Below are 26,122 nucleotides of genomic sequence, written 5' to 3' on the forward strand. Positions count from 1 at the left end.
CTCCTCAGGAACGGTTCAACGGCAGGATCTTGAGCGCGCTGGTCGGCGCGGCGGGGCCTTCGTGGAAGCGGGCGATCGCGGTCCCGGTGACGCTGGCGATGCCGACGACCGCGAGCTCCTGCACCGGCCACGTCCGCAGCTGCAGGCCGGAGACGATGCCGCCGTCGGCGCCGCAGTCGCGGATCGCGCGCGCGAACTCCGCCCGGGCCGCGGCCCGGACCTCGTTGACCACCTTCGTCGGGGCGTCCACTTCGGTGTTCCCGGCCCAGACGTTGGTCTGGTACTGCATGTTGTAGTCGACCACACCGCGCGCGGCGACGCCGACCGCGAGCCGCACCGGCACCCAGCCGGCCTGCATCAGCTTGCCGACGTCCTGCCCCGGCAGGTCGGTGGTGAAGAGGCGCCGCGGCCGCTGCGTGGTCTCGGCGCGGACGGCGGTGCCGAGCGCGACGAGCTCCTGCGCCACGCCGTCGAGGGAAGTGATCGTGATCCGGATGTCGAGCACGCCGTCCGCACCGAGCGCGCGCGCTTCCTCGCCGAGCCGGTCGAGCGCGGTCGCGTAGCCCTGGCGCAGCGTGTCCGCCATCTGCCGGACCTGGTCGGTGGCCCACTGGCCCAAGCCGGTCCAGCCGACCTGCTGCACGACGCAGCCCATGACCTCGCCGACGGGCGTGAAGCCGGCGACTTCGGCACCGACCGCGCCGGGCACGCTGAGCAGCGAGGTCTTGAGCCCGGACGCGGCGAAGCGGTCGACGCGCGCCCGCGCGACGGGCGGCAGGCCACGACCGTCCCAATCGGGCACTGGCTGACCTCCTTCGACCGGGCTCCACCCCATCGTGGCACGGATTCGCGCGGGCGGACGGCGGGCGCGGGGTGATCACGGGGTATGTCCGGAAGGTCCGGCCCGGCGCGGGTCCGCGGCCAGCGGCACCACCGGCCGCGAGCCGGCCGCCGGGCCGTCGCCGAAGCGGGCGATCGCCGTGCCGAACACGCTCGCCACCGCCGCCGCTCCCGTGTTGCCCAACGCCCACGCGCGCAGCGTCGTCGACGTCACCAGGCCGCCGTCCGCGCCCGACTCCCGCACGGCCGCCCCGAACTCCGCCCGCGCCGCCGCGCGGACCCGCGTCACCAGGTCCGTCGGCATCGGTGCCTCCGCGCCCGGCCGGTCCGTCATCGCCAGGTCGTACGCCGCGCCGCCGTCGATGCCGATCGCCAGCGTCACCGGGACCCAGCCCGCCAACAGCAGCTTCGCCACGTCCGGGCCGGGCAACCCGGTCGTGAACGGCCGGGCCGGGCGCTTGCCCCGGACGGCCCGGACCGCCGTGCCCAGCACGACGAACTCGCGGACCGTCGCGCGCACGCCGGTCACCGTGCAGGAGATCGCCAGCACGCCGTCCGCACCGAGCGCCGAAGCTTCCTCCCGCAGCCGGTCCATCGCCGTCGCGTAACCGCGGCGCAGGCCCGAAACCACGTCCTCGGACTGCGAGACCACGCAGCCCATCACCTCGCCGACCGGCCGCAGCCCGACCGCTTCGGCGCTCACCGCGCCCGGCACCGACAGCAGGGACGTCCGCAGCCCCGACGTCGTGTAGCGGCCGGCGCGGGGGTGCACTCAGCGCCAGCTGTCGTCGCCGAAGCCGAGCGTCACCGGGCCGCGGCGGGACGTCTCGGCGATCGTCTCGGCCGGCAGGACGTCGTCGAGGAACGCGTAGTCCGGCAGGCGGGTGCGCGCGTGCCACTCGGCGATCTCGTGCCAGCCCGGGGCGGCCAGCGCGCCGCCGAAGTGCTGGACCGACAGGCTCGCCGTGAGGCCCGCGAAGCGGAGCCGGTCGGCCAGCGGCCAGCCGGTCAGGGTCGCGGCGACGAACCCCGCGCCGAAGACGTCGCCGGCGCCGGTCGCGTCGAGGACGTTCACCGGCAGCGCCGGGATGTCCGCCGTCTCGCCCGTGGTGCCGTCGACCGCGAGGACGCCCGCCGCGCCGCGGGTGATCACCGCGACCGGGACGAGCTCGGCGAGCTTCGCCAGCGCCGCTGCGGGGGTGTCCGTTCTGGTGTAGCGCATCGCTTCGACGTCGTTGGGCAGGAACGCGTGGCAGCAGGCCAGCTGGTCGAGCAGCGTCGCCGACCACGTCTCCGACGGGTCCCAGCCGACGTCGGCGAAGACGAGGCTGCCCGCCTGGTGCGCGGTGTGGACCCACTCGGCGGTGTCGAGGCCGATGTGCGCGACGGTCGCGCGGCTCGGCGGCGGCGAGCCGGCCAGCTCGGCGACCGGGACGGGCGGCGGGTGGCCGTGGGTGATCATCGCGCGGTCGCCGGCGTAGGCCAGCGAGACGGTGACGGGGGAGTGCCACTCCGGGAACCGCCGCGACCGCGATAGGTCGATGTGCTCTTGGCGGGCCAGGACGTCCCAGCAGTAGCGGCCGTAGACGTCGGTGCCGAACGCGGCCGCCAGCGACGTCCGCAGGCCGAGGCGGCTCAGCGCGACCGCGAAGTTCGCGATGCCGCCCGGCCCGGAGCCCATGCCGCCCGTCCACACCTCCGTGCCCGGCGCCGGCGGGTGCTCGAGCCCGGTGAAGACCAGGTCGAAGAACAGCAGGCCGGACAGGAAGACATCGATGTCGGGTACGGACTCTTCCGGCACGGGCGCCTCCGGGGATCGAGGATGCGCACGAGCGTGCTTCAGATGCGCGGAATGCGCAAGACCTGCGCAAACTCGATCGGCTGGTGAGCGGGTTTGACTGCTATCGTCCCCGCATGCTGCCCCAGCGTCGCCACGAGCTGATCCTGCGGGCCCTCCGCGCGGAGGGCCCGGCGCCGGTCGGCGTGCTGGCCGAGCGGCTCGGCGTCAGCCAGGCGACCGTGCGCCGCGACCTGGTGCTGCTCGGCCGCGAAGGCCGGCTGACCCGCGTCTACGGCGGGGCGATGGCGGCCGGCGACGAGCCGTTCGCCCGGGTGGCCGCCGAGCGGGCCGACGAGAAGGACGCCGTCGCCCGGCGCGCGGCGGCCCTGGTCGCCGACGGCGACACCGTGCTCCTCGACATCGGCACCACCGCGCACCGGCTGGCGCGCCACCTGCGCGACCGGGCGCTGACGGTGATCACCAGCAGCCTCGCCGTCTACGAAGAGCTCAAGGACGCCGACGACGTCCAGCTCGTCCTGCTCGGCGGCCTGGTCCGGCGCAGCTATCACTCGATGGTGGGGTTCCTGACCGAGGACGCGCTGCGCCAGGTGCGCGCCGGCACCGTTTTCCTGGGCACCAGCGGCGTCCGCGGCGACGGGCACGTCATGGACTCGACGGTCGTCGAGGTGCCGGTCAAGCGCGCGATGGTCGCCGCGGCCGACCGCGTGGTGCTGCTCGCCGACGCCGGCAAGTTCCCCGGCACCGGGCTGGCGATGGTGTGCGGCCCGGACGCGCTCGACGTCGTCGTCACGACACCCGGGGCCGATGAACCGACCTGCGCGGTCCTGCGCGAAGCCGGCGTCGAGGTGCTGCGGTGAGGCTCACGATCCTCGGCGGCGGCGGGTTCCGCGTGCCGCTCGTGCACGGTGCGCTGCTGGCCGACGGCGGCGTCACCGAGCTGGTCCTGCACGACGTCGACGCCGGGCGGCTGGCGGCGATCGAGCGGGTCCTGGCCGAGCAGGCCGTTGGCGTGGCGAACGCGCCTCGGGTGCGTACCACCACCGACCTGGGCGCCGCACTGTCCGATGTGGACTTCGTGTTCTCGGCCATCCGCGTCGGCGGGCTGCGCGGCCGTCGGCTGGACGAACAGGTCGCGCACGCGGAAGGCGTGCTGGGGCAGGAAACCGTGGGCGCGGGAGGGATCGCGTATGGGCTGCGGACGGTCCCGGTCGCCGTCGACCTCGCCCGGACGATCGCCGAGCTGGCGCCGCGCGCGTGGGTCATCAACTTCACCAACCCCGCAGGGATGGTCACCGAAGCGATGGCCGCGCACCTCGGCGGCCGCGTGCTCGGCATCTGCGACTCGCCGGTGGGGCTGTGCCGCCGCGTCGCGCGGGCGCTGCGGATCGACCCGGCGACGGCGTGGTTCGACTACGCCGGGCTCAACCACCTGGGCTGGCTGCGCGCGGTCCGGGTCGGCGGGTCGGACGTCCTGCCGAAGCTGCTCGCCGACACCGAAGCCCTGGAGTCATTCGAGGAGGGCAAGCTCTTCGGCGCGGAGTGGCTGCGCGCGCTCGGCGCGTTGCCCAACGAGTACCTGCACTATTACTACTTCGCGCGCGAAGCCGGCAGTTCCGCGTCGCGCGGCGCGCAGCTGCTGGAGCAGCAACGCGGCTTCTACGCCGAACCTTCGCTGGAGTCGTGGGAACGCACGCGGCTGGAGCGCGAAGCGACGTACATGGCCGAGACGCGCGAAGGAGAGCGTGACGATCTCGAGGGCGGCGGCTACGAGCACGTCGCGCTGGCGTTGATGCGGGCCATCGCGCACGGCGAGCGCACGACGCTGATCCTCAACGTCCGCAACGGATCCGCGCTCCCGGACGTGCCGGCGGACGCGGTCGTCGAGGTGCCGTGCGTGGTCGACGCGAACGGCGCGCGGCCCCTGTCCGCCGGGCCGTTGCCCGGCCACGCGCTGGGTCTGGTGACGGCGGTCAAGGCCGTCGAGCGGGCGACGATCGAAGCGGCGACAACGGGTTCGCGCGCGGCGGCGCTGCGGGCGTTCGCCCTGCACCCGCTGGTCGACTCGGTCTCCGTGGCGCGGCGGCTGCTCGACGCCTACGCCGCCGCGCACCCGGAACTCGCTTACCTGGCTTAGGAAATCTCGCGCAGGAGCGGCGCCAGCCGCCGAGCCAAGCCGGCGTCGACGTGCTCGATTTCGCCGATGAACAGTTCGGTGACGGCGTGGAACGCCTGCCCGGCGTCGCTCGGCTCACGGACGAGCGTCGCTTCGAACGGCCTGGTGACGTCGGCGGGCAGCTGGTCCAGGCCGCGGCCCTCGACCGCGGGCACGCCGTGCCGCAGGCAGGCGAGCGCCAGCGTGTACTCCCGGACCCGGCTGATCATGTACTCCGCCTGCCAGCCGCGACCGCGTTCGATGCTCGACCGCGCGTGCAGGGCGTGCAGCCAGGCCAGGTCGACCAGCCGGCGCGCGTCCGGTGGCGGGGTCGCCGGGCGGTCCTGGGCCGTCCCGAACAGCAGCCGGAACTTCGGCGTGGTCGCGCCGAAGTCCGCGGCCGGCCAGAACGCGAGGTCGACCTGCAGGGTGTTCGCCAGCAGGAAGACGCGGAACACGGTCCGCTCGAAGACGACGTCCAGGTGGTGCACCGCGCCGTGCTCGCGGTACATCCGCTCGGTGAAGTCCGCGAGCACCGGCCCGGGGTCGCCGGCGACGGCGAAGGCGAGGTCGATGTCCGACCACGCGTCTTCGGCGCCGAGCGCGGCCGAGCCGGTGAGCGCGGCGCCGGTGACGCGCCCGTCCGACCGGGCCGCGTCGACCAGCGCGTCGCGCAGCAGGGTCCGGTCCGCGGGGGTGAACATGATCCCCAGGCTAGACCGCGGTGAACTCCGCTTCGGCTTCCTTGCGGTCGGTGTACAGCGACCAGGCCGTGTCCGCGATGTCGTCCGGGTTCAGCGTCCCGGGCGTGAACCCGGGGTCCTGGGACGTGAACTCCCGGTGGATGTCGCCGCGCTCGATGAGGCCGCCGATCGTCAGCGCGCCCGCGTAGACGCCGGTTTCGCGCAGGGCCGCGTGCAACGTCAGGACGTACATGCGCAGCGCCGCCGACGCCGGCGCGAGGCTGCCCAGCATCGGCATCGGGTACTTGCCGCTCAGGCCGCCCGCGAAGAGCAGCGTGCCCGAGCCGCGGTCGAGCATGCGCGGCAGGACCGCTTCGACGAGCCGGGCCGCCGGCAGCACGATCGACTCGAACGGCGCGCGCACGACGTCGGCGCTCGCTTCCGTCAGCGGGACGGGGCGGGGACCGGAAAGGTCCGCCGGGCCGAAGTACACCGTGTCGAGCTCTCCGGCGTCGGCCTCGATCCGCGCTAGAACGGCTTCCAGTTCGGCGGGGTCGGTCACGTCCGCGGTGTAGGTGTGTGTCGTGCCGCCCACGGACTCGCGGTAGCTCGCGTGCCGCGTGTCGGTGCGCGAGACGAGCGCCGTCGTGAAGCCTTCACGGCCGAAGCGGCGGGCGATGGACAGGCCGAGCCCAGGGCCGACCCCCAGGACGGCGATCACTTTGGGCAAAGATCCTCCTCGGATTAAATTGAGACTAAGCTCAACTTAGCCACAACATGAGGGCGGCGTCAACTTGTGCGGCGAATGTCGTCATGGGTTCGGACCAGTGGCCTACCGCACTGCTCCAAGCGTGTAGAACCTGTTCCAGTTTCCGGAGTGGACCGACACGATGTGCGCCATGGATGCCGAGCTGACCCGCCGCCAGATCCTGCGCGGCACCGCTTTGGGTGTGGGCCTCGCGATGGCGCCCGGGCTCGCGACCGCCGCGTCCACCGCTGAGTACGACGTCGTCGTGGTCGGCGCCGGTGCCGCCGGGATGACCGCGGCGCTGACGGCGGCCAAGCGCGGGCTCAGCGTGGTCGTGCTGGAGAAGGCGCCCACGTTCGGCGGGTCCGCGGCGCGCTCCGGCGCCGGGATCTGGATCCCGAACAACCCGGTGCTGCTCGCCGCCGGCGTGCCGGACACGCCGGCCAAAGCCGCGCAGTACCTTGCCGCCGTCGTCGGGCCGGGCGTCCCGGCCGCGCGGCAGGAAGCGTTCCTGCGCAACGGGCCCCAGATGATCGCGTTCGTCATGGCCAACAGCCCGCTGCGGTTCCGCTGGATGGAGGGCTACAGCGACTACTACCCCGAACTGCCGGGCGGGCTGCCGAACGGCCGCTCGATCGAGCCGGACCAGTTCGACGGCAACCTCCTCGGCGCCGAGCTCGCGAACCTGAACCCGCCGTACCTCGCCACCCCGGCCGGGATGGTGGTGTTCAGCGCCGACTACAAGTGGCTGAACCTGGCCGCGGTCAACGCGAAGGGCGCGGCGGTCGCCGCCGCGTGCCTCGCCCGCGGCACGGCCGCCGCGCTGGCCGGGCAGAAGCCGTTGACCATGGGGCAGTCGCTCGCCGCCGGCCTGCGGGTCGGCCTGCAGCAGGCGAACGTCCCGGTGCTGCTGAACACGCCGCTGCTCGACCTGAACGTCGAAAACGGCGCGGTGACGGGAGTTCTCACGCCGAACGGGCTGGTGCGGGCGCGGCGGGGAGTGATCGTCGGGTCCGGCGGGTTCGAGCACAACGCCGCGATGCGCGCGCAGTACCAGCGGCAGCCGATCGGCACCGCGTGGACAGTCGGCGCGAAGGAGAACACGGGTGACGGCCATCGCGCCGGGCAGCGGGCCGGCGCGGCGCTGGACCTGATGGACGACGCGTGGTGGGGCCCGGCCATCCCGATCCCCGGCGACCCGTACTTCTGCCTGGCCGAGCGGACGCTGCCCGGCGGCCTGATCGTCAACCAGGCGGGCAAGCGGTTCGTCAACGAGGCCGCGCCCTACAGCGACGTCGTGCACGTCATGTACGACAAGAACCCGGCCGAGCCGGACATCCCGGCGTGGCTCGTCGTCGACCAGAACTACCGGAACAAGTACCTGTTCCGCGACACCCTGCCGCTGCTGCCGCTGCCGGACGCGTGGTACTCGGCGGGCGCGGTGGTCAAGGCGTCGAGCATTCAGGCGCTGGGCTCGGCGATCGGCGTGCCCCCAGCGGCGTTGAAGTCCACAGTGGACAGGTTCAACACGTTCGCCTGGTCCGGGATGGACGGTGACTTCCACCGCGGCGTGAGCGCGTACGACCACTACTACACGGACCCGCTGGTGCTGCCCAACTCGTGCCTGGCGCCGCTGTGGGCACCGCCGTTCTACGCGTTCAAGATCGTGCCCGGCGACCTCGGCACGAAGGGCGGCATGCGCACCGACGCCCGCGCCCGCGTGCTCCGGCCCGACGGCTCGGTGATCCCGGGCCTGTACGCGGCGGGCAACGCGAGCGCGGCGGTGATGGGCCACAGCTACGCGGGCGCCGGCTCGACCATCGGCCCGGCGATGACGTTCGGGTTCGTCGCCGGGAACGACGTCTAGAATTCCTTTTCCACCAACGGAAGCACCTCGGTGCCGAGCAGTTCGATGGCGCGCATGACGTCCTTGTGCGGCACGCCCGACCAGTCCATCTGCAGGGCGTACCGGTCGGCGCCGGTGAGCTTCCCGACGGTGATCAGCCGGTCCGCGATCTCCCGCGGGCTGCCGACGAACAACGCCTGCGCGTTGTGGGTGTAGGAGTCGTACTCGCCGCGGGTCGGGACCGCCCAGCCGCGGGCCTTGGCGCCGTACTTCATCGTCTCGAGCCAGTACGGGTAGAAGGTTTCCTTGGCGTCCTGGGACTTTTCGGCGATGAAGCCGATGGCGCTCATGGTGACGTGCAGGTCCTGCTGGTCGCCCGCTTCCCCGGCTTGGCGGTAGAGGTCGACGAGCGGGGCGAAGCGCTCCGGCCGGCCGCCGATCACGGCGTAGACGACGGGCAGGCCCAGCAGGCCGGCGCGGATCGACGACTCGGGGTTGCCGCCGGTGCCGATCGAGATGCGCAGGTGGTCGCCGTACGGGCGGGGGAGGATCCGCGCGTTCTCCAGCGGCGGGCGGAACTTGCCGGACCAGGTGAGCGGGTCTTCGCGGTCGATGTGCAGGAGCAGGGCGAGCTTTTCCTCGAACAGCTCGTCGTAGTCGCCGAGGTCGTTGCCGAAGAGCGGGAACGACTCGGTGAACGACCCGCGCCCGGCGAGCAGCTCGGCGCGGCCGTGGCTGAGCTGGTCGAGGGTCGTGAACTGCTGGTAGACGCGGACCGGGTCCTCGGTGCTCAGCACGGTGACGGCGGAGCTGAGGGTGATCTGATTGGTGACGCTCGCCGCGGCGGCCAGGACCGTGCCGGGGTTGGAGATCGCGTACTGGTCGAGGTGGTGCTCGCCGAGGCCGTAGAAGCCGATACCGAGCTCGTCGGCGAGCTTGATCCGCTCGAGCGTGTTGGTCAGCGTCTGCGCGACGGACGGCTGCTCGCCGGTGCGGGGGTCCGGCGCGCGGTCGCCGAAGCTGTAGATGCCGAGTTTCATAGAGCGTTCAACTATCTAGGGGGTGGATTCGTTCCCGAAGCGGGCCTGGATGGCCTCGAGGTTCTGCTCCGACAGCTGCAAGGCGGCCGCGCGGAGGCTGAGCCCGTCGAGGGTGGCGCGTTCGAACATCGCCGTCACGAGGTCGCGCATCCGGGTCCGGACCGGCAGTACCCGGATCCCGCGGGCGGCGAGCAGCTCCTCGGCGTCCGCCGTCACGGGCATGTTCGCCGCCTCGACGATGAGCTTCGCGCCGATCTTGGCCTGGTTGTCGCTGTCGACGCAGTACGAGATCGCGGCCGGCACCAGGACCTCAGCGGGGACGTCGAGCCACGCCTCCGGCGGAAGGAGCTCGTCGCCCGGCCGGAGGTGGTCGCGGTCGAGGCCGCCGAACCGGTCGCGGTGGCGCAGGAGGTGTTCGACGTCGAGGCCCTCCGGTTTCACCACCACGCCGCGCACGTCCGAGACGCCGACGACCCGCAGCCCGGCCTCGGCGAGGAACCGCGCGGTCGCGCCGCCCATCGACCCGAACCCCTGGACCACCACCCGGTTCGGCCCGCCGAGCCCGAGCATCTCCAGGCCGGTGAGCGTGGCCTGGGCGACGCCGAGGCCGCCGACCAGCTCGTCGAGCCCGAGGCCGCCAACCTCGATGCGGAACGCGTCGGCCAGCCGTTCGGTCGCGGCGTCGTGGTCTTCGAGCAGCGGGTAGACCGCCTGGACCGAGCTGAGCAGGCTGATTTCGGCGATACTGTGCCGTTCGTGACTGATCCGGCCGCAGTCACGGCCGAAGGCCTTCGAGGCAACGGTCACGTGCTGCTCTGGGCGCGGCCTGCTTTAGCCGGATCAGTCACGCGGTCGATGAGCGGCCGCATGGCGTGCAGGTAGCGGGCGACGACGTCGCGGGCGCGCTCGTCGTACGGGTCGAAGTCGATGCCGCCCTTCGCGCCGCCGAGCGGGACGTACCGGCCGTCGGGGTCGTAGTTGAGGCCTTCCTTGAGCGTCATGCCCCGGGCCAGGCCGCGCACCTCGAACAGCGTGCAGCCGCGGCGCATCCGCAGGCCGCCGCTGGCGACGCCGCGGACCAGCCGGTCGATCACCAGGTATCCGCGGCACCCGGTGACGGGGTAGGTCCAGGCCACTTCGAGCAGCGCCGGCGCGGTCATCGGACCTCCGCGGTCAGGGCGAGTTCGTGGGCCAGCGCCTGCTCGACCCACCGGGCGCAGTCGTCGGCGGTGACGGTGCCCTCGCGGGCGACGAACTGCACGGCGAGCCCGTCGAGCAGGGCGGTCAGCCGCCAGGCCGCCCCGTGCGGGTCGGGGCAGCGGAACTCGCCGGCGGCGACCCCCTCGACGATCAGCGAGACGACGGCGTCGCGCCACCGCAGGTCGAGCCGCTGGACGACGTCCCGCAGTTCGGCGTCCCGCATCGCGGCGGCGCCGGCCTCGATCCAGAGGTGCCAGCCGGAGGCGGGCTTGGTCGGCCCGTAGAGGACGAGGACGGCGCGCAGCCGTTCACCGGCCGGGCCGGGACGGGCCAGCTCGTCGCGCAGGACGGCGAGGTTGCGCTCGGCGGCCTGCCGGAAGGCCTCGATGATGAGGGCTTCGAGCGTGCCGAAGTGGTAGAAGACGAGCGCGGTGCTGACGCCGAGGGCCCGGGCGACGTCGGCGGCCCGCACCCCGGCGATGCCCCGCAGCCGCACCTGATCGAGCGCGGCGAGCAGGATCTCCTCCCGCCGGACGGCGACCTCCTTGCGCTTCATGGGGCAACGGTACCGGGTGGTCAGCACCGCAGTTCGGTGACGAGCGCCCGCAGCCAGGGCCCGGCGATGGCGGGTTCGGCGGAGATCGTCCGCACGAGCCGGTCCCGCGTTTCGGCGGACCGCCCCGCGTCGACGAGGGCGAAAGCTTCGGCGAGCGCGCGCCGGGTCGCCTTGCCGTGGTCGGGCGTCCGGACGGTTTCGTCGGTCCACCGCTGCCGCGGGAAGGAGGGGGTCAGCTTCGGCTGGTGGTCACCGAAGTAGGACCAGACGTCCCGCGCGAGCGAGACGTTCCGCACGGCGGCCGCGGGCAGTTCCCGAGTCCAGTCGACGTCTTCCTGCCACCGCCAGGCATCGGGCCGGACGGGCTGCCGCAGGGTGACGCCGAGGAACCGCAGCTTGCGCCGGATGACGTGCCAGGCCTCGCGTTCGTCGTCGATCCAGTCCCGCAGCCGCAGGTAGAGCTCGGTGAAGGTATCGCCTTCGAAGACGAGATCGACGAAGACGGTCGGCCGGGTCCCGCGCGCGAGTTCGTAGGGGGTGATCCCGTTTTCGGCGAGGTTCTCCCTGAGGATCTCGACGTCTCGCCGGCTGTAGGCGAGCCGTGGTTTGAGGGAGACGGGGAGCTGGTGGACGCGGTCGCGCCAGGAGGTGCGTTCGAGGGCCCCGCCGAGGAGGTCGTGCATGCTGTCGAGCGACCGGCCGACGAAGTGGAGTTCGCCGTCACCGCAGCGGGCGAGGACTTTCGCGGTGGCTTCGGTGAGGTCGTCGAGGTACCAGAGGTGGGGTTGCGGGGCTCGGTCGAGGAGGGTGCCGACCTGGTCGGGACGCACCAGGTCCCACCGGAACGGTCGGTTCGTCATGGGGGTCAGGGTAGGTAGGGGGATTGGTTGGGGGCAAAGGGTTTTGGGGCGGGTATTCGGTTGCGGAAGGGCGGTCTTTGTGGTGGTGGACTGCTGTCGGGCAACGGCTTGGTCGCGGCGGAACGTGCTGGTGCTGGGGCCGGAAGTGTTGCTGACTGGGGGAAACTGCGCTGGCCAGGCTAGGGTGCTGCGGGCTTGGCGCGCTGGCATCGGAGCGAAGGATTGCTGTTCGAAGCGGGATCTTGCTCAGAGGCTCTCTCACACCGTCCACTGAGGATCGCGGCCCAAGTAGCGCAGCAGCTTCGCCGCCGCGTCGTCCTTCTCCGAACCCGCCAAAGCCGGCGCGTACGCGAACCCTCGCAACGGCTCTGCCAACTCCCTCGCCACCGGCAGCAACGACTCCGCCAGATACGGCGTCAGCGGGGACGGTTGACCCGTCGCCACCGCGATGTCCCACGCGTGGACCGCCGCGTCCAATGCTGCCGCTCCCACCGCCACCGAAGCCGGGAGGGCGCCCTGGGGGAGGGGCGTCGGGACTTCCGTTGCCGACCGGGGAACCGTGGCGAATGCTGCCGCCGAGGCGGCCAGCGTCGGCTCCAGGAAGGCGAGCGCGCCGTCCAGCTCTCCCGATGGCGCGAACGGGTTGAAGTTCGGGCCCGGCTCGCCCGTGATGAACGCCGCGTAGCCCTGCTGGTCGCCTCCGGCGTGGTGGATCACCTGGTTCACCGTCCACTCCGCGCACGGTGTCGGGAGGGTGCCGTCCGTTACCCCCGCCACGGCCGTGCGCAAGGCGTTGTGCGCCGCCGTCAAAAGCGGCCAGCTGTTCAGGCTCGCGAAGAACCCGCGGATGTCCGCCACCAGGACCTCCGGGGCCTCGTGCGCCGCGTAGTGGCCGGCCGCGTCTCGGGGGCCGCCGGTTCCCGACCTCGCGTCGTACGCGTTCCAGCTGACGATGTTCGCGTGGTCCCTCTCGGCGAACCGGCGGATCGACTGGAAGTCGCCCCCGAACATCGCCAGGCCCGTCGGGACCGTCGTCGGCGACGAAGGGTGCGAAGGCGTGTGCGCGTCTTCGAAGTAGAAGCGGATCGACGAGCCGCCCGTGCCCGTCAGCCAGTACAGCGCCACGTTCGCGATCACGAAGTCCGCGTCCAGGTGCTCGCCGAACAGCTGGGCGTTCCACGCCAGCAGCGCCAGCGGGGAGTCGGCCAGCGCGAACGCGAGCGTGTGCGGCTGCTGGCTGTGCAAGGTGTTGAAGGAGAACATGTTTTCGTAGAACCACTGCAGGTGCGCCAGCGCCGCCTGGTCGGCCTCGCTCAGGTCCGCCATCTCCGCCGGGTCGCCCGACGGGAACGAGAACAGCTGCGTAACGTGCACGCCGACAACCTTCTCCGGCACCAGCCGGCCGATCTCCGGCGAGATCATCGAGCCCGCGTCGTTGCCCGCCGCGCCGTACGACTCGTAGCCCAGGCGGCTCATCAGCTCGGCCCACGCCGCCGCCGTGCGGTGCGTGCCCCAGCCCGCCGCCCGCGTCGGGCCCGAGAACCCGAAGCCCGGCAGCGACGGGATCACCAGGTGGAACGCCGGTTCGTCGGCCGACTCCGGCTCGGTCAGCGGGCCGATCACGTCGAGGTACTCGACGACCGAGCCCGGCCAGCCGTGCGTCAGCACCAGCGGCCTCGCGTCCGCCCGCGACGACCGGACGTGCAGGAAGTGGATCGTCTCGCCGTCGATCTCCGTCACGAACTGCGGGTACGCGTTGAGCCGCTCCTCGAACGCCCGCCAGTCGAACTTCTCCAGCCAGTGCTCGGCCAGCGCGCGGACTCGCTCGTTCGTGACGCCGTACTCGGCGGGCAGGTCGTCCGGCCACAGCGCCCGCTGCAGACGGGCCTGCAGGTCGTCCAGGGCGGACTGGGGGACCTCGGCGCGGAACGGGCGAACGGTCATAGCGGGCTCCTCGGGTCGAATGAGCGGAACGGAATGCTTCGTTCCGAACTGTAGCAGACCGGAATGATCCGTTCCAGTGCTAATCTCCAGGGCATGCCCGAGACCGAGACCGCCCTGCCCGGCCGCCGCGGCCAGGCGGCCCGCAACAACCTCCTCATCCTCGACGCCGCCCGGTACGTCTTCCTCGCGGACCCGAAGGCGCCGATCTCGCAGGTCGCCGAGCGCGCCGGGGTCGGCATCAGCGCCCTCTACCGGCGGTACCCGAGCAAGGAGCTCCTGCTCTGCCGGCTCTGCCACGACGGCCTGCGCACCTTCATCGCCGAGGCCGAGGCCGCCGACGAGGAGCCGGATCCCTGGACGGCGCTCACCGGCTTCCTCCGCCGGGTCGTGGACGCCGACGTCCACTCGCTGACCGTCCACCTCGCCGGCACGTTCACCCCGACCGAGGAGATGGGCGCCGACGCGCGGCGGGCCAACGAGCTGTCGGCGGCCCTCTTCGCGCGGGCGCGGGCGACCGGGCGGCTCCGCGAAGACGCCGTCACCGAAGACCTCGGCATGATCCTCGAGTGCTGCGCGGCGATCCGCGTCGACGACCCGGAGCGCACCGCCCAGCTGCGCCGCCGGTACCTGGCGATGCTCATCGAAGGGCTGGAAGCCGGAAAAGACGGCGTTCTGCCCGGGCCGCCGCCGCGCCCCGGTGAGATGAACGGCCGCTGGCAACCGTCCTGACGGCCGTGCCGCGGCGCGTCCGGATGGCGGTAACGAATGCCGGGATTGTGACGACTGATCAGCGTCGGATGTCCATGAATACCACGCAGCATCAGTCAGAGCGGCATTCCCCGGACGGAACAGCGAGACCACGACTATGCACAGACCCTGGCGACGGACCACGATCCTGTCCTCGGTGGCCGCACTGGCCACGGCGTTCATCGCGCTGGCGCCCGCCGCGCAGGCGGATACGCCCACGAGTGCCGTCGATGTCAGCACCACCACGGTGGTGCCGGGACAGACCTTCACCGTCACGCAAACCATTCACAACGACCGCGATTTCACGGTGACTTTCGCGAAGGGCGCCATTTACGGCAACCCGACCGCGATCACCGACGTCGTCGACGTCGTTTCCTGCACCAACACCACCTCGGTCGGCTGTTTCCAGGCCGGCAGCAGCTACCGCGCCGCGTTCGGGGACCTCGAGGCGGGCGGCACGAGGACCACGGTGTGGACCCTGAAGGTCAAGGACACCGCGACGCCCGGGCAGTTCACGCTGCAGCACCAGTTCGTCGGCGACAACTACGCCTTCGACATCCTCGACGGCCCGGTCATCACGGTCGCCAGCCCGGTGACCCAGGCCGACATCAAGGTCGGGCTCGCCGCGACCGGCCACGGCGGCCTCAACGCGCGCATCGACTACACGGTGACCGTGACGAACATCGGCCCGTCGGCCGCGTCCGGGATCCGCGTGGTGGCAACGTATGCGTCCGGCCTGTCGTACGCGAGCGGCACCGGCTGCGCCCACGTCGGCACCACGCGGAACGTGAACTGCGACGTCGCGTCGCTGGCGTCCGGCGCCTCGGCGACGGCGAAGTTCTCGGCCAACGGCGGCCTGCTGGCGCTCGGCTCGTACACCACGACGGCGGTGCGCACGGCCAGCACGCCGGAGGATCCCACCAGCGCCAACGACAGCGCGTCGAAGACGTGCTCGGCGCTCACCGGGCTCATCGTGACCTGCTGAGGGTTCGCGAGAGGTGAACCGGGCTCGTGTCCTCCGCCAGGGACGCGGGCCCGGTTCGCGTTTTCCGCCGTTTTCAGCCGGCGACCGAGGCGTACAGCTTCGCGATGTCGTCGTCGAAGTACGCGCTGTAGGAGACGTCCGGGGTGTCGCCGCCGAGCTGGTAGCCGCCGATGACCCCGATGACCGCGCCGTCGGTGACCCACGGGCCGCCGCTGGTGCCGTCCGGGAAACCGGGGCACGCGACGCGCATTTGGTAGGTGTCCGACCGCGTGGTCGTCCCGGTGCACACCACCGGGGAATCGGTCGTGTCGGGGTACCCCGACAGGGTGATCGTGTGGACGAATCCGCGATCGGTGCCGAGGACGTTCGCGCCGGTGAGGCTTTCCAGCGACGCCGGATTGCCGGCCTGCCGAACGGTCAGGAACGCGAAATCCAGATCCGGATCGGCCGAAGACGTCCAGCCGTCCGCGACGGCGACAGAGGTGACCGTCCACATTCCCAGTGGTGCGACGCCGTCGTGATAAGCCGGGGCGAACGACATTCCGTCCTGGACGCAGTGCGCGGCCGTCAGCACCAGGTCGCCGCCGCCGGAATGCACGACGCTCGCGGTGCAGAAATGGCTCCCGTTCGCGAACAACGCGCCGACCGGGGAAACGGTTTTCGCCGGAACGGCGGGAGCGGGGGAATTCGAAGAAGTGACCGGCGCTCCGGCCGCGTACGCGTCGTCGGCGGTCGTGTTCGTACCGGCGACCAGCCCGGCGCAGAGCACCAGCACGGTCGCCGCGCCCGCGAGCGCGGGCCTGAGGAAGTTGATCGCCACGACTCCAGATCACCACACGGGAGCCGGCTTGGCAGCTCAACGAGCTGGATGCACAGCGACTTCACAGCGGCTGTGCGGGCGCTATGGTCGGGGCCATGCCGAGCTCGGTCAGGTCGCCCGACGGAACGGTCATCGGGTTCGAGACCCTCGGCGCCGGGCCGCCGATGGTCCTCGTGCACGGCACCGGCGCCGACCACACCCGCTGGACGGCGGTGCGCGAGCGGCTCGCCGAGCGCTACCGCCTCCACCTCGTCGACCGCCGGGGGCGCGGCCTGAGCCGGGACGAGGCACCCGACTACGCCATCGGGCGCGAGGGCGAGGACATCGCCGCCGTGGCCGAGGCGGCCGGGGGAGACGTCTACCTGCTGGCGCACTCCTACGGCGCCTTGTGCGCGCTGGAGGCCGTCCGGAAGACGGACGCGGTGACGCGGCTCGTGGCCTACGAGCCACCCCGGCCGCAGCTGGGCGGGCACGTCGTCGGCGCGGACGCGCGCGACCGCATGCGGGCGGCCGGGGACCCCGAGGAAATCCTGCGGATCTTCCTGCGCGAGGCGCTCCGGCTCGGCGAGGCCGACGTCGAGGCGATGCGCGGCACGCCGGTCTGGCCGGCGCGAGTGGCCGCGGCGCACACGATCCCGCGCGAGCTGGACGTCGTGGAGGCGATGGAGTTCGGCGCGGGCCTCGGCGAGATCGCGATCCCGGTCCGGCTGTTCGCCGGGACCGAGAGCCCGGAGTACCTGCGGCTCGCCGCCGACGCGGCGGCCGCGCGCATCCCGGGCGCCGACGTCGTGCCGCTGCACGGCCAGGCGCACCAGGCGATGGACTTCGACCCGGACCAGTTCGTCGCGGCGGTGTTCGCCTTCGGGGCATAAGCGGGCGCGATAGCGCTTCGAACGGACTCCCGCAGCGCCGGTCGTGGACGTCGGCGGGCTCCGCTTCCCTGGCGGCGTGGAGGTTGCTGACCGCGGCCGCCGCGCCGCTGCTGTGCGCGGGCGTCACCGTCCTGGATCTCGCGGACCTCGGCTAGCTCTTGGGCAGCAGCGTCGTCGCCGGGTCGGGGGCGGTGACCGCCTTCGGGCGCTTGTCGCGGAACAGCCAGCCGCCGATGATGCCGCCGGCGAAGCCGAACAGGTGGCCCTGCCAGCTGATGCCTTCTTCGCTCGGCAGCAGCGACGCGAACTGGTAGGCGAAGCACAACGCCATCACCAGCCCGATCACGAGGTCGATCGGGTGCCGGTCGAACAGGCCGCGCACGATGATGTAGCCGAAGTAGCCGAACACCAGGCCGCTCGCCCCGACCGTGACCGAGCCCGACGGCGAGATGAACCAGACGCCGAGCCCGCTCGCGACGATGATCAGCACGCTCACGCCGAGCCACTTCTTCACGCCGCGGTAGGCGGCGAGGAAGCCGAACACGAACAGCGGTCCCGAGTTGCCCTCGATGTGGCCCCAGCTGCCGTGCATGAACGGGGCGCTGAAGATTTCCGGTAGCGACGCCGGGTTCCGCGCCTCGATGCCGAACTCGTTGCTCAGGCTGTAGCCGGTCGGCGCGTTGATCAGCTGGACGACCCACAGGAAGGCCAGCAGGCCGACCATCACCCACAAGGCCTTCTTGGCCTCGGCGATCATCATCTCGGCTTCGCTGCGGGCCGGTCCCTCGCCGCTCGTCATGTCGTTCCCCCCGCTCGGTGTGCGCCCGAGGATAACCGGCCCGGGGCCGCGGACGCGGCGTTCCGGACCGAGCCGTGACCTGGCAGGGTTGAGGTCATGACGTCACCCCGGCCGGAGACGGTCTTCCGCGGCCGCCGCATGCCCGGCGACCGCGCGCTGGTCATGGCCATCGTCAACCGCACGCCCGACTCCTTCTACGACAAGGGCGCGACCTTCGCGAGCAACGCCGCGCGCGACGCCGTCGACCGCGCCGTCGCGGCGGGCGCCGACATCGTCGACATCGGCGGGGTGAAGGCGGGCGAGGGCCCCGAGGTCGACGTCGACGAGGAGAGCGCCCGGGTCGTGCCGTTCGTCGCCGAGGTGCGGGACCGCCACCCGGACCTGGTCATCAGCGTCGACACCTGGCGCCACGAGGTCGGCCGCCGGGTCTGCGAAGCGGGCGCCGACCTGCTCAACGACACCTGGGCCGGCGCCGACCCGAAGCTGGTCGAGGTGGCCGCCGAGTTCGGCACGGGCTACGTCTGCTCCCACGTCGGGGGCATGCCGGTGCGCACCGACCCGTACCCCGAACCGACGCCCGCCCGCCCGTTCTGGCCGCGGTACGACGACGTCGTCGCGGACGTGGTCGCCGAGCTGACCGCGGCGGCCGAGCGGACGGTCGCCGCCGGGGTCCCGCGCGGCGGCGTGCTCGTCGACCCGACGTTCGACTTCGGCAAGAGCACCCGCCACGGCCTCGAGCTGCTGCGCCACTTCGACCGCTTGGTGGCGACCGGCTGGCCGGTGCTCGTCGCGCTGTCGAACAAGGACCTGATCGGCGAGACGCTCGACGTCGAGGCCCACGACCGCCTGGCGGGCACCCTCGCGGCCACGGCGATCGCGGCGCACGCGGGCGCGGCGGTCTTCCGCGCCCACAACGTCCGGGAGACGCGGGAAGCCGTCGAGGCGGTCGCGGGCCTCACCGTCCACTAAGGACTGAGCCGCCAGAGTGACGTGACTTCGGCGGCCCGCGCCCGGTGCAGCGGGTCCGCGGGGTCGAGCGCACGCGGGTGCCGGGCCGGTGTCTCCGTGCGCCCGAGCACCCGCAGACCCGCCGCCGCGATCCAGCCCAGCAGCTCCTCGCGCGTCCGCAACCCGAGGTGCTCCGCGAGGTCCGACAGCACCAGCCACGCCTCGCCGTCCGGGGTCAGGTGCCTGCGCGCCCGGTCGAGGAAGCCGCGCAGCATCCGGCTGCCCGGGTCGTACACCGCTTGGTCGAGTGGCGTGCGCGGGCGGCCCGGCAGCCACGGCGGGTTCGCCACCACCAGCGGGGCCCGGCCCGGTGGGAACAGGTCCGTGCACACGACTTCGGTGCGTGCGCCGAAGCCGAGCCGGGCCAGGTTCTCGGTCGCGCACGCGACCGCGCGGGGATCGGCGTCCGTCGCCACGACGCGGGCGACGCCGCGGTGGGCGAGCACCGCCGCCAGCACCCCCGTGCCGGTCCCGATGTCGAAAGCCAGCGTGCGCGCGGGCAGCGGCGCCGCCGCGACCAGGTCGACGTACTCCTGGCGGATCGGCGCGAACACGCCGTGGTGCGGGTGGATCCGCGCGCCCAGGGCCGCGACCGCGATGCCCCGGCGCCGCCATTCCGCCGCGCCGATGACCCCGAGCAGCTCCCGCAGCGGCACCGCCGCGGGGACGTCGAGCGGGCCGTAGACCGCCGTGCACGCGGCGGAGACGTCCGGCGCCCGGCGCAGCGGGAGCACGTGGCCGGGGTCGAGGGGCACGTAGAGCAGCGAGAGCCGCTGCGCCCGCCGCGTGCGCCAAGCGCGGTAGCGGGCGTAGTCGTCCGGGGGTGGCGGTGGGATCCGCCGGTTCATGGCGTCGAGCAGCCGCCGGGCGGCGGGGTAGTCCCCGCGCCAGAGCAGGGCGGACGCCGTGCGCAGGGCGGCGTCGGCGGAGAGGCGGTCGTCGGCGACGACCGCCTGCCGCGAGGGAGGGGAGAAGAGCCGGCGAGGGGGTTCGCCGGGCACGACGAGACGAGCCACGGGAAACGGTTTCCGTTCATGCTGCGGGCACGGTGAAGCGCCCGCGAGACGGGCGGGGGTGCGGGAGTCCGGAGCCGGACTAGCTCAGGACCGCGGCATGAACGGGATTCGTCACCCCTCGACAGTAGCGGCCATGGCGTACAAAGGACGGAGAGGTGATGCCGGATGACGCCCTCGGTGGTGCGGCACGCGAAGCGGCGCCGGTGGGCGGTCGTCGCCGCCGTGGCCGCGGTGCTCGTGTCCGTGCCGTCCGTCGTCGCCGCGCTGGCCCCGGCCGGCGCGAGCGTCGATCCCGCCCGGCTTCGTGATCTGGTGCTGGCGTCCGCCGGAAAGCCGTACCAGGGCTACGCCGAAAGCGCCGGGTCGCTCGCCTTGCCGGAGCTGCCGAACCTCGCTCCCGTCACGGCGCTCTTCTCGATGCGGACGCCGATGCGCGCGTGGTACGCCGGGCCCGACCGCTACCGCGTCGACATCCTCGGCACCGCCGGCGAGCACGACGTCTACCGCCTGCCCGACGGCGAATACACCTGGGACTACGGCGACAACACGCTGACCGAGCTGGTCGGCGAGCCGAGCGTCCGGCTCCCGCGGGCCGGGGACCTGCTGCCACCCGAGCTCGCGCGGCGGGTCCTGAAGGCGGCGAAGGGCGACCCGGTGAGCGCGCTGCCGGGCCGCAACGTCGCCGGGGTTTCCGCGTCCGGGCTGCGGCTCGTGCCCGCCGACCCGGCCACGACGATCGGGCGCATCGACGTCTGGGCGGACCCGGCGACCGGCCTGCCCGTGCGCGTCGAAGTCACCGCCCGGGGCCAGGACGCGCCGATCCTGGTCACCGAATTCCAGCAGCTCGAACAGACGACACCGGTCGTCGAGGCGCCGAAGCCGGTGCTCGGCTCGGGGTTCACCGTGGCGAGCGCCCCGGACGTCTCGAACGCGCTCGGCGCGCTCGGCCAGGTGCCGCTGCCGGCGACGCTCGCCGGGCGCCCGGTGGTGTCGTCGGACTTCGGCGGCGTCGAGGGCGCCGCGCTTTACGGCAGCGGGCTCGCGGCCTTCGTGGTCGTCGCCGTGCCGCGCGCGGTCGGGAACGCGGCCGCCGACGCCGCCGCGAAGGCCGGCGCGGTGCAGGTCAAGCTGGCCGCCGGGACCGTGGTGCAGCTGTCGATCACGCCGTTGTCGCTGGCCATCGTCCGCGCGTCGGCCTTCCGCCGCTCCTACCTGCTGGCCGGGACGGTGACGCCGGACGTGCTGAAGACCGTCGCGGACGAGCTGTCCCGGCTGCGCCGGAGCGGCCGATGATCGTCACGCGCGCGCTGACCAAGCGGTACGGCGCCACCCTCGCGGTCGACGCCGTCGACCTGGCCGTCCGCGAAGGCGACCGCTACGGCTTCCTCGGCCCGAACGGCTCGGGCAAGACCACGCTCGTCCGGATGCTGCTCGGCCTCGTCTACGCGACCAGCGGCGAGATCGAGGTGCTCGGGAAGCCCGTCCCGAAGCGGGTCGCCGAGGTGCTGCCGGAGGTCGGCGCGCTCGTCGAGGGCCCGGCCGCGTACCCGCACCTGTCCGGCCGGCGGAACCTCGCGCTGCTCGACGCCGCCGGGCGCGGCGGCGGGCGGCGCACCCGGCGGCACCGGATCGACGAAGCCCTCGAACGGGTCGGCCTCGGCGGCGTCGACCAGCGGCCGGTGAAGGCGTACTCGCTCGGCATGCGGCAACGCCTCGGCCTCGCCGGCGCGCTGCTGCGCAAGCCCCGGCTGCTGATCCTCGACGAGCCCACCAACGGCCTCGACCCGCAGGGCATCAAGGAGATCCGCGAACTGCTCGTCGAGCTGAACGCGGGCGGCACCACGGTGTTCCTGTCCAGCCACCTGCTGGCCGAGGTCGAGCAGCTCTGCACGCGCGTCGGCGTCGTCGACCGCGGGCGGCTCGTGCTGGAAGAGGACCTGGCGACGCTGCGGGCGGCGACCGGCCGGGTGCTGGTCGGCACACCGGACGCCGCCGCGGCGGCCGCGGTCCTCGACGGCCAGCTCGAGGCCCGCGACGGCGACCGCCTGGTCATCCGGCACGGCGACCCGGCCGCGCTGAACGCGCTGCTGGTCGAAGCGGGCGTGCGCGTGACGTCGATCCACGCCGAACAGCGGACGCTCGAAGAGGTCGTCCTCGACGTGACGGGTCCGGGCTCGGACCGGTTCGGGGGCGCCGGGTGATCGGCGTCGAACTGCGCAAGCTCGCGCTGCGCCCGCGGGTGTGGGTCAGCGTGCTGCTGCTCTGCCTGCTGCCGGCGATCGTCGGCGTCTTCCTGGCGACGGCCGACTTCGCGCCGCCGCCCGGGCAGGGCGGGGCGTTCCTGTCGGCGGTGGTCAACGACGGCGCGCTGTTCCCGGCGGCCGCGCTCGCGCTCGTCCTGCCGCTGTTCCTGCCGATCGCCGTCGCGGTGGTGGCCGGCGACTCGATCGCGGGGGAGGCGTCCGGCGGCACGCTGCGGTACCTGCTGGTGCGCCCGGTCGGCCGGACGCGGCTGCTCGGCGCGAAGATGATCGCGCTGGCCGTGTACGTGACCGCGGCGATCGTGATCGTCGTGCTGACGTCGCTGGTGCTCGGCGTGATCCTGTTCGGCACCGGCGGGACGCCGGGCGTGGCCGGGCCGGGCGGGCAGCCGACCGGCGTGACGTCGTTGTCGGGGCAGTCGCTCAGCTCGTCCGGGCTCGGGTTGCGGCTGCTGGGCGCGGTTTCCTACATCGTCACGTCGATGCTGGGGTTCGCCGCGATCACGCTGTTCCTCTCGACGTTGAGCGACTCGGCGCTGGGGGCCGCGCTGGGCGGCCTGGCCGTGCTGATCACCAGCTCGGTCCTGGAGACCCTGGACGCGGCGGCGTCGGTGAAGCCGTACCTGCCGACGCACTACTGGCTGTCCTGGATCGACTTCTTCCGGGATCCCGTGCTGTGGCGCAACATCGACCACGGGCTGCTGCTGCAGGCCGGCTACATCGTCGTGTTCTTCGGGGCCGCGTGGGCGAACTTCGCGACCAAGGACGTCACGAGCTGAGGCACTCGGTGGGCGCTTCGAGCGGGCCGGTGCCGAGGGCCTGCAGGACGAGCTCGGTGACGGCGGGGTCGGTGGGCAGGTCGCCGTGGCCCGCCTGGTTGCCGGGGCAGACCTGCTGGAGGGGGACGTTGACGGCGCCGTCGAGGCGGGCGGACTCCGGGGGCGTGACGGTCTCGTCGCGTTCGGTCCACACCGACAGCCACGGCAGCGTCGCCGGGATCGGTTCCTTCGCCAGCTCCTGCATGAGCGTGCTGCCCGGGGCCAGCTGGACGCACGCGGTCGGGCACGCGCCGGGCACGAGCGCGCCGCCGGCCGCGGCGAGGCCGGTGCCGTGCATCGGCGCGCCGAGCGTGACGACGCGGCGGGCTTGGTGGTCGCCGCCGTCGCGGCTGACCCACAGCCGGGCCACGACCCCGCCGGCGGAGTAGCCGATGACGTCCACCGAAGGCGCTCCGCGCGCGTACGCGTTCTCGACGGCTTCGGCCAGGACGCCGGTCTGTTCGAGCAGGTCACCGGTGCCGTCGCCGGCCAGGGTGAGGACCTCGGTGGAGCGTCCGGTGGCCTGCCGGATGTGGGCGGCGAGCTCGTTCAGCGCGCCTTGGCCGCCGCCGTAGCCGGGGACGAGCAGCACCGGCCCGGGCTTGCCCTGGTCGGGGACGCCGGACTGCGGCGCGGCGCTGGTGCCGGTCGCGGCCAGGACGGACGCGACGAGCACGCCGGCCACCGCGACGACGACGCCGCCCATGAGCAGCCGCCGTCGCGGGCTGATTCCGCGCCACCAAGCCGTGATCCGCACCAGTCCATGATGCCCCGGCCGGCGCGGGTCAGAGGCTGGTCCAGCCGGTGGTGACCGTCGTGCCGTCCGCCGCCGTCACCCGCACCCGCGTCGCCCCGCGCGGCAGGCCGGTCGCGGTGAACCAGCCGTCCGCCGCGATCGGCCGGACGTGCCGCTCGCCCGCGGCCTCGACCACCGCGTCGCCGGTCGCGCCCGTCACCAGGCCGCGCAGCGTGACGCGGTCGTCTTCGTACTCGGCCTGCAGCTCCAGCGACACGCGCGCCGAGTCGAACGACAGCAGGCGGACGTCGCCGCCGCGGACCGCGCCCGCCGTCTCGAGGTCGGAGTCGAAGCCGAGCTCGGCCAGTTCCGCGTCGAGGTCGCGGGTGGCCAGCGCCGCCCGGGCCTGGCGCAGCACGAGGTCCGGCACCGGGTCCGCCTGCCGGGCGGCGGCGCGCAGCTCGTCGAGGAGTTCGTCGTCGTCGGTCACGTCCGGTCCTCCGTTCCGAGCCCGGCCGCGCCGGCCCGCTCCCGCAGCCGGGCCAGGCAGCGCTGCCGGGTCGGGCCGATGCTGCCGACCGGCATGTCGAGGGCGGCCGCCACGTCCGCGTACGACGGCGGGGGCGTCGCCATCAGCACCCGCAGCAGCTGCCGGCACTGCTCCGACAACGCGGCCAGCGCGCGCCACAGCGTCGCGTTGCGCTCGTCGAGGAGGAGGGCCGCGTCGACACCCGGGTGGCCGGCGGCCTCTTCGGGCCAGTCCCGGTCGTCGGACGGCCGTTCGCGGCCGGCGCGGCGCAGCTGGCGCAGGCACTCGTGCCGCGCGGTCGTCGCGAGCCAGCCGGGCAGGCGGTCCGGGTCCTTGATCTTGCCGAGGTTTTCGACGAGCTTCAGCCACGTCGTCTGGACGACGTCGGCCGCGTCGGCGTCCGAGAGCCGGTGGCCGCGCGCGATCGCCCAGAGCAGGCTCGCGTACCGGTCCACCAGGGTGTCCCAGGCCGCTTGGTCGCCGCGAGCGGCCGTTTCGAGCAGGGTCGTGGTGTCCACCGCACCTCCGATCGACCTGCTCAGCCTAGCCATCAGCCGGTACTCCATCGGGGGATTCCTTCCGGTCGTCCCCCCGTTCATCCGATCCGCGCGGGCCCGCGGAAATACACCCGTTCGCGCTGAACCGCGTCGTCGCGGCCGCCGTGTGCCGGGTGGGAGTGTGGAGACCAAGCCGGGGTGAGCTGAGATGCGGATCCGGAAGATATTGCTCGTCGTACCGTTGCTGGTGCTGGACCTCGCCGCGTGCGGGCGGCCGGTGGCCGGCGTGAAGATCGGCAAGGCGGTGCCGGTGCCCTCGAGCACCGGCGTGCCCGCCTGCACGTGGCTCGGGGACACGCCGGTGGTGCCGGAAGTGGTGCGGCTCTAGGAGATGCGGCGGACCGGTTCCCCGCCGAGCACGCAGTCCAGGTCGATCCGGCCGCCGGCGGCCGCGAGGACGGCGTCGACCGCCAGGTCCACGTCGAGCTTGCGGCCGTGCTGGTCGGCGTACGCGCGCATCAGGTTGCCGATGTGCCGTTCGGGGTTGCGCCAGTGCGGCCAGCGCAGCGACGCCTGGTTCGCCAGCCGCGTGAAGTCCGTCTGGCGCCCGGTGACCTCGAGCAGCCACTCGAGGTAGACGCGCATCGCGTGCAGCGCGCTGTGGCCCGGGGTCGCCACCGGGCCGTGGCCGGGCACGAGCGTCCGCGGGCGGAACGTGTCCTGCAGCCAGTCGAGCGCGCTGAGCCAGCCGGTGACCGAGCCGTGCACCGCCATCGGGGTGTCGCCGATGGAGACGAGGTCGCCGGTGAAGAGCGTGCCCGAGCGCGGCTCGTGCACCACGAGGTCGCCCGCGGTGTGCGCGACGCCCGGCACCGCGACGACGTCGGCGACCGCGTCGCCGAGGTCGAGCCGCTGCCAGCCGGGCACCGGCCGGACCGCGGCCGGCTCCGGTGGCTCGAGCACGCCCCACTGGGTGTAGGTGAAGACGTTGCCGTAGGTCTGCGGCCCGGCCTTGACCAGGTCGACGCTGCCGGGGGCGGCCAGTGCCGTCCCGCCGTCGCGCAGCGCGACCCCGACGCCGTTGTGGTGCTCACCGTGCGCGTGCGTGACCACGACGGTCAGCTCCTGCTCGCCCGCGTACTTGCGGACGTCGCGCACCAGCTCCAGCGTCGCCTGCTCGGTGCCGCAGGTGTCGACCAGCACGACACCCTCGCTGCCCTGGATCCAGCCGCTGTTGGAGACGAACCACTCGGCCGGGCTCTTCACGTACGCGACCACGCCCGGGCGCGCGTGCCGGAGCGGGACGATGTTCGAAGTGACGGCCGGCATGGTTCCTCCCCTGGACTGACGAAGCTGATAACGAC

General features: G+C 73.0%; 29 protein-coding genes. 11 read left to right on the top strand and 18 right to left on the bottom strand.

Annotated features, from left to right (window positions below; translation table 11 throughout):
* Positions 1–4: 4 nt before the first annotated feature.
* From ACIRSS_RS34335 to ACIRSS_RS34345, 3 genes are all read right to left on the bottom strand, one after another.
* On the bottom strand, positions 5–802 hold the full coding sequence (locus ACIRSS_RS34335; protein WP_400902312.1) for a heavy metal-binding domain-containing protein: 798 nt from the start codon (positions 800–802) through the stop codon (positions 5–7).
* A 75-nt stretch (positions 803–877) separates the two neighbouring features.
* A complete protein-coding gene (locus tag ACIRSS_RS34340; protein WP_400902315.1) occupies positions 878–1,612 on the bottom strand; it encodes a heavy metal-binding domain-containing protein in 735 nt (244 codons plus the stop codon).
* Complete coding sequence (locus ACIRSS_RS34345; RefSeq protein ID WP_400902318.1) at positions 1,613–2,641, bottom strand: PfkB family carbohydrate kinase; 1,029 nt, start codon at positions 2,639–2,641, stop codon at positions 1,613–1,615.
* 113 nt (positions 2,642–2,754) lie between these two features.
* Between ACIRSS_RS34345 and ACIRSS_RS34350 the strand changes: the two genes are divergently transcribed.
* Positions 2,755–3,498: a DeoR/GlpR family DNA-binding transcription regulator gene (locus tag ACIRSS_RS34350; RefSeq protein ID WP_400902320.1), complete on the top strand. Its 744-nt coding sequence runs from the start codon at positions 2,755–2,757 to the stop codon at positions 3,496–3,498.
* A complete protein-coding gene (locus ACIRSS_RS34355; RefSeq protein WP_400902323.1) occupies positions 3,495–4,775 on the top strand; it encodes a 6-phospho-beta-glucosidase in 1,281 nt (426 codons plus the stop codon). The genes ACIRSS_RS34350 and ACIRSS_RS34355 overlap by 4 nt, the downstream gene beginning before the upstream one ends.
* Here ACIRSS_RS34355 and ACIRSS_RS34360 read toward each other — a convergent pair.
* Both ACIRSS_RS34360 and ACIRSS_RS34365 read right to left on the bottom strand, forming a co-directional pair.
* Positions 4,772–5,497: a nucleotidyltransferase domain-containing protein gene (locus ACIRSS_RS34360; RefSeq protein ID WP_400902326.1), complete on the bottom strand. Its 726-nt coding sequence runs from the start codon at positions 5,495–5,497 to the stop codon at positions 4,772–4,774. The genes ACIRSS_RS34355 and ACIRSS_RS34360 overlap by 4 nt on opposite strands.
* Before the next feature lie 10 nt (positions 5,498–5,507).
* A complete protein-coding gene (locus tag ACIRSS_RS34365) occupies positions 5,508–6,197 on the bottom strand; it encodes an SDR family NAD(P)-dependent oxidoreductase (protein ID WP_400904001.1) in 690 nt (229 codons plus the stop codon).
* Between the two features lie 178 nt (positions 6,198–6,375).
* Here ACIRSS_RS34365 and kstD point away from each other — a divergent pair, with 178 nt between their 5' ends.
* A complete protein-coding gene (gene kstD / locus ACIRSS_RS34370; protein WP_400902329.1) occupies positions 6,376–8,091 on the top strand; it encodes a 3-oxosteroid 1-dehydrogenase in 1,716 nt (571 codons plus the stop codon).
* Here kstD and ACIRSS_RS34375 read toward each other — a convergent pair.
* From ACIRSS_RS34375 to ACIRSS_RS34400, 6 genes are all read right to left on the bottom strand, one after another.
* Entirely contained in the window at positions 8,088–9,110 is a 1,023-nt protein-coding gene (locus ACIRSS_RS34375; RefSeq protein WP_400902331.1) for an LLM class flavin-dependent oxidoreductase, read from the bottom strand. The genes kstD and ACIRSS_RS34375 overlap by 4 nt on opposite strands.
* Before the next feature lie 15 nt (positions 9,111–9,125).
* Entirely contained in the window at positions 9,126–9,917 is a 792-nt protein-coding gene (locus ACIRSS_RS34380; protein WP_400902334.1) for a hypothetical protein, read from the bottom strand.
* Positions 9,914–10,270 (bottom strand): Glu/Leu/Phe/Val dehydrogenase dimerization domain-containing protein, encoded by a 357-nt coding sequence (locus ACIRSS_RS34385; protein WP_400902336.1) that lies wholly within the window; start codon positions 10,268–10,270, stop codon positions 9,914–9,916. The genes ACIRSS_RS34380 and ACIRSS_RS34385 overlap by 4 nt, the downstream gene beginning before the upstream one ends.
* Positions 10,267–10,866, bottom strand: coding sequence for a TetR/AcrR family transcriptional regulator (locus ACIRSS_RS34390; RefSeq protein WP_400902338.1), 600 nt, complete (start codon positions 10,864–10,866; stop codon positions 10,267–10,269). Before ACIRSS_RS34390 ends, ACIRSS_RS34385 begins: the two co-directional genes overlap by 4 nt.
* A gap of 20 nt (positions 10,867–10,886) precedes the next feature.
* A complete protein-coding gene (locus ACIRSS_RS34395; protein WP_400902341.1) occupies positions 10,887–11,726 on the bottom strand; it encodes a hypothetical protein in 840 nt (279 codons plus the stop codon).
* Positions 11,727–11,984: 258 nt separating this feature from the next.
* Complete coding sequence (locus ACIRSS_RS34400; RefSeq protein ID WP_400902343.1) at positions 11,985–13,670, bottom strand: TIGR03086 family metal-binding protein; 1,686 nt, start codon at positions 13,668–13,670, stop codon at positions 11,985–11,987.
* A 93-nt stretch (positions 13,671–13,763) separates the two neighbouring features.
* On the opposite strand from ACIRSS_RS34400, the gene ACIRSS_RS34405 reads away from it, so the two are divergent.
* Together ACIRSS_RS34405 and ACIRSS_RS34410 are read left to right on the top strand one after the other, a co-directional pair.
* Positions 13,764–14,399 (top strand): TetR/AcrR family transcriptional regulator, encoded by a 636-nt coding sequence (locus tag ACIRSS_RS34405; protein WP_400902346.1) that lies wholly within the window; start codon positions 13,764–13,766, stop codon positions 14,397–14,399.
* Positions 14,400–14,574: 175 nt separating this feature from the next.
* On the top strand, positions 14,575–15,402 hold the full coding sequence (locus ACIRSS_RS34410; protein WP_400902348.1) for a hypothetical protein: 828 nt from the start codon (positions 14,575–14,577) through the stop codon (positions 15,400–15,402).
* Positions 15,403–15,475: 73 nt separating this feature from the next.
* Here the strand turns inward: ACIRSS_RS34410 and ACIRSS_RS34415 are convergent, their stop codons facing one another.
* A complete protein-coding gene (locus ACIRSS_RS34415; protein WP_400902349.1) occupies positions 15,476–16,222 on the bottom strand; it encodes a trypsin-like serine peptidase in 747 nt (248 codons plus the stop codon).
* A gap of 95 nt (positions 16,223–16,317) precedes the next feature.
* Between ACIRSS_RS34415 and ACIRSS_RS34420 the strand changes: the two genes are divergently transcribed.
* Entirely contained in the window at positions 16,318–17,094 is a 777-nt protein-coding gene (locus ACIRSS_RS34420) for an alpha/beta fold hydrolase (protein WP_400902351.1), read from the top strand.
* A gap of 151 nt (positions 17,095–17,245) precedes the next feature.
* On the opposite strand, the gene ACIRSS_RS34425 is transcribed toward ACIRSS_RS34420, so the two are convergent.
* Positions 17,246–17,893, bottom strand: a complete 648-nt coding sequence (locus tag ACIRSS_RS34425) for a rhomboid family intramembrane serine protease (RefSeq protein ID WP_400902353.1) — start codon at positions 17,891–17,893, stop codon at positions 17,246–17,248.
* A gap of 96 nt (positions 17,894–17,989) precedes the next feature.
* On the opposite strand from ACIRSS_RS34425, the gene folP reads away from it, so the two are divergent.
* Entirely contained in the window at positions 17,990–18,862 is an 873-nt protein-coding gene (gene folP, locus ACIRSS_RS34430; protein WP_400902355.1) for a dihydropteroate synthase, read from the top strand.
* Here folP and ACIRSS_RS34435 read toward each other — a convergent pair.
* The gene (locus tag ACIRSS_RS34435) at positions 18,859–19,917 is read right to left on the bottom strand and encodes a methyltransferase (RefSeq protein ID WP_400902358.1); all 1,059 of its coding nucleotides are present in this window, start codon (positions 19,915–19,917) and stop codon (positions 18,859–18,861) included. The two genes, folP and ACIRSS_RS34435, sit on opposite strands and share 4 nt — an antisense overlap.
* A 165-nt stretch (positions 19,918–20,082) precedes the next feature.
* Between ACIRSS_RS34435 and ACIRSS_RS34440 the strand changes: the two genes are divergently transcribed.
* From ACIRSS_RS34440 to ACIRSS_RS34450, 3 genes are read left to right on the top strand one after another with little or no spacing between them, the layout of a single operon-like run.
* Positions 20,083–21,210 carry a hypothetical protein gene (locus ACIRSS_RS34440; RefSeq protein ID WP_400902360.1) on the top strand — a complete coding sequence of 376 codons (1,128 nt, stop codon included), beginning with the start codon at positions 20,083–20,085 and terminating at the stop codon, positions 21,208–21,210.
* On the top strand, positions 21,207–22,118 hold the full coding sequence (locus ACIRSS_RS34445; RefSeq protein WP_400902363.1) for an ABC transporter ATP-binding protein: 912 nt from the start codon (positions 21,207–21,209) through the stop codon (positions 22,116–22,118). The genes ACIRSS_RS34440 and ACIRSS_RS34445 overlap by 4 nt, the downstream gene beginning before the upstream one ends.
* Positions 22,115–22,957, top strand: a complete 843-nt coding sequence (locus ACIRSS_RS34450) for an ABC transporter permease (protein WP_400902364.1) — start codon at positions 22,115–22,117, stop codon at positions 22,955–22,957. The genes ACIRSS_RS34445 and ACIRSS_RS34450 overlap by 4 nt, the downstream gene beginning before the upstream one ends.
* Here ACIRSS_RS34450 and ACIRSS_RS34455 read toward each other — a convergent pair.
* From ACIRSS_RS34455 to ACIRSS_RS34465, 3 genes are read right to left on the bottom strand one after another with little or no spacing between them, the layout of a single operon-like run.
* Complete coding sequence (locus tag ACIRSS_RS34455) at positions 22,947–23,753, bottom strand: esterase/lipase family protein (RefSeq protein ID WP_400902366.1); 807 nt, start codon at positions 23,751–23,753, stop codon at positions 22,947–22,949. The genes ACIRSS_RS34450 and ACIRSS_RS34455 overlap by 11 nt on opposite strands.
* Positions 23,754–23,781: 28 nt before the next feature.
* Positions 23,782–24,222: a hypothetical protein gene (locus ACIRSS_RS34460; RefSeq protein WP_400902369.1), complete on the bottom strand. Its 441-nt coding sequence runs from the start codon at positions 24,220–24,222 to the stop codon at positions 23,782–23,784.
* Entirely contained in the window at positions 24,219–24,779 is a 561-nt protein-coding gene (locus ACIRSS_RS34465) for an RNA polymerase sigma factor (protein ID WP_400902371.1), read from the bottom strand. Before ACIRSS_RS34465 ends, ACIRSS_RS34460 begins: the two co-directional genes overlap by 4 nt.
* Before the next feature lie 187 nt (positions 24,780–24,966).
* On the opposite strand from ACIRSS_RS34465, the gene ACIRSS_RS34470 reads away from it, so the two are divergent.
* Positions 24,967–25,146 carry a hypothetical protein gene (locus ACIRSS_RS34470; protein ID WP_400902374.1) on the top strand — a complete coding sequence of 60 codons (180 nt, stop codon included), beginning with the start codon at positions 24,967–24,969 and terminating at the stop codon, positions 25,144–25,146.
* Here ACIRSS_RS34470 and ACIRSS_RS34475 read toward each other — a convergent pair.
* Entirely contained in the window at positions 25,143–26,087 is a 945-nt protein-coding gene (locus ACIRSS_RS34475) for an MBL fold metallo-hydrolase (protein WP_400902377.1), read from the bottom strand. The two genes, ACIRSS_RS34470 and ACIRSS_RS34475, sit on opposite strands and share 4 nt — an antisense overlap.
* Between the last annotated feature and the right edge of the window lie 35 nt (positions 26,088–26,122).

The sequence above is a fragment of the Amycolatopsis sp. NPDC101161 genome (assembly GCF_044768185.1).
In the GTDB taxonomy this organism is placed as follows: Bacteria; Actinomycetota; Actinomycetes; order Mycobacteriales; family Pseudonocardiaceae; genus Amycolatopsis.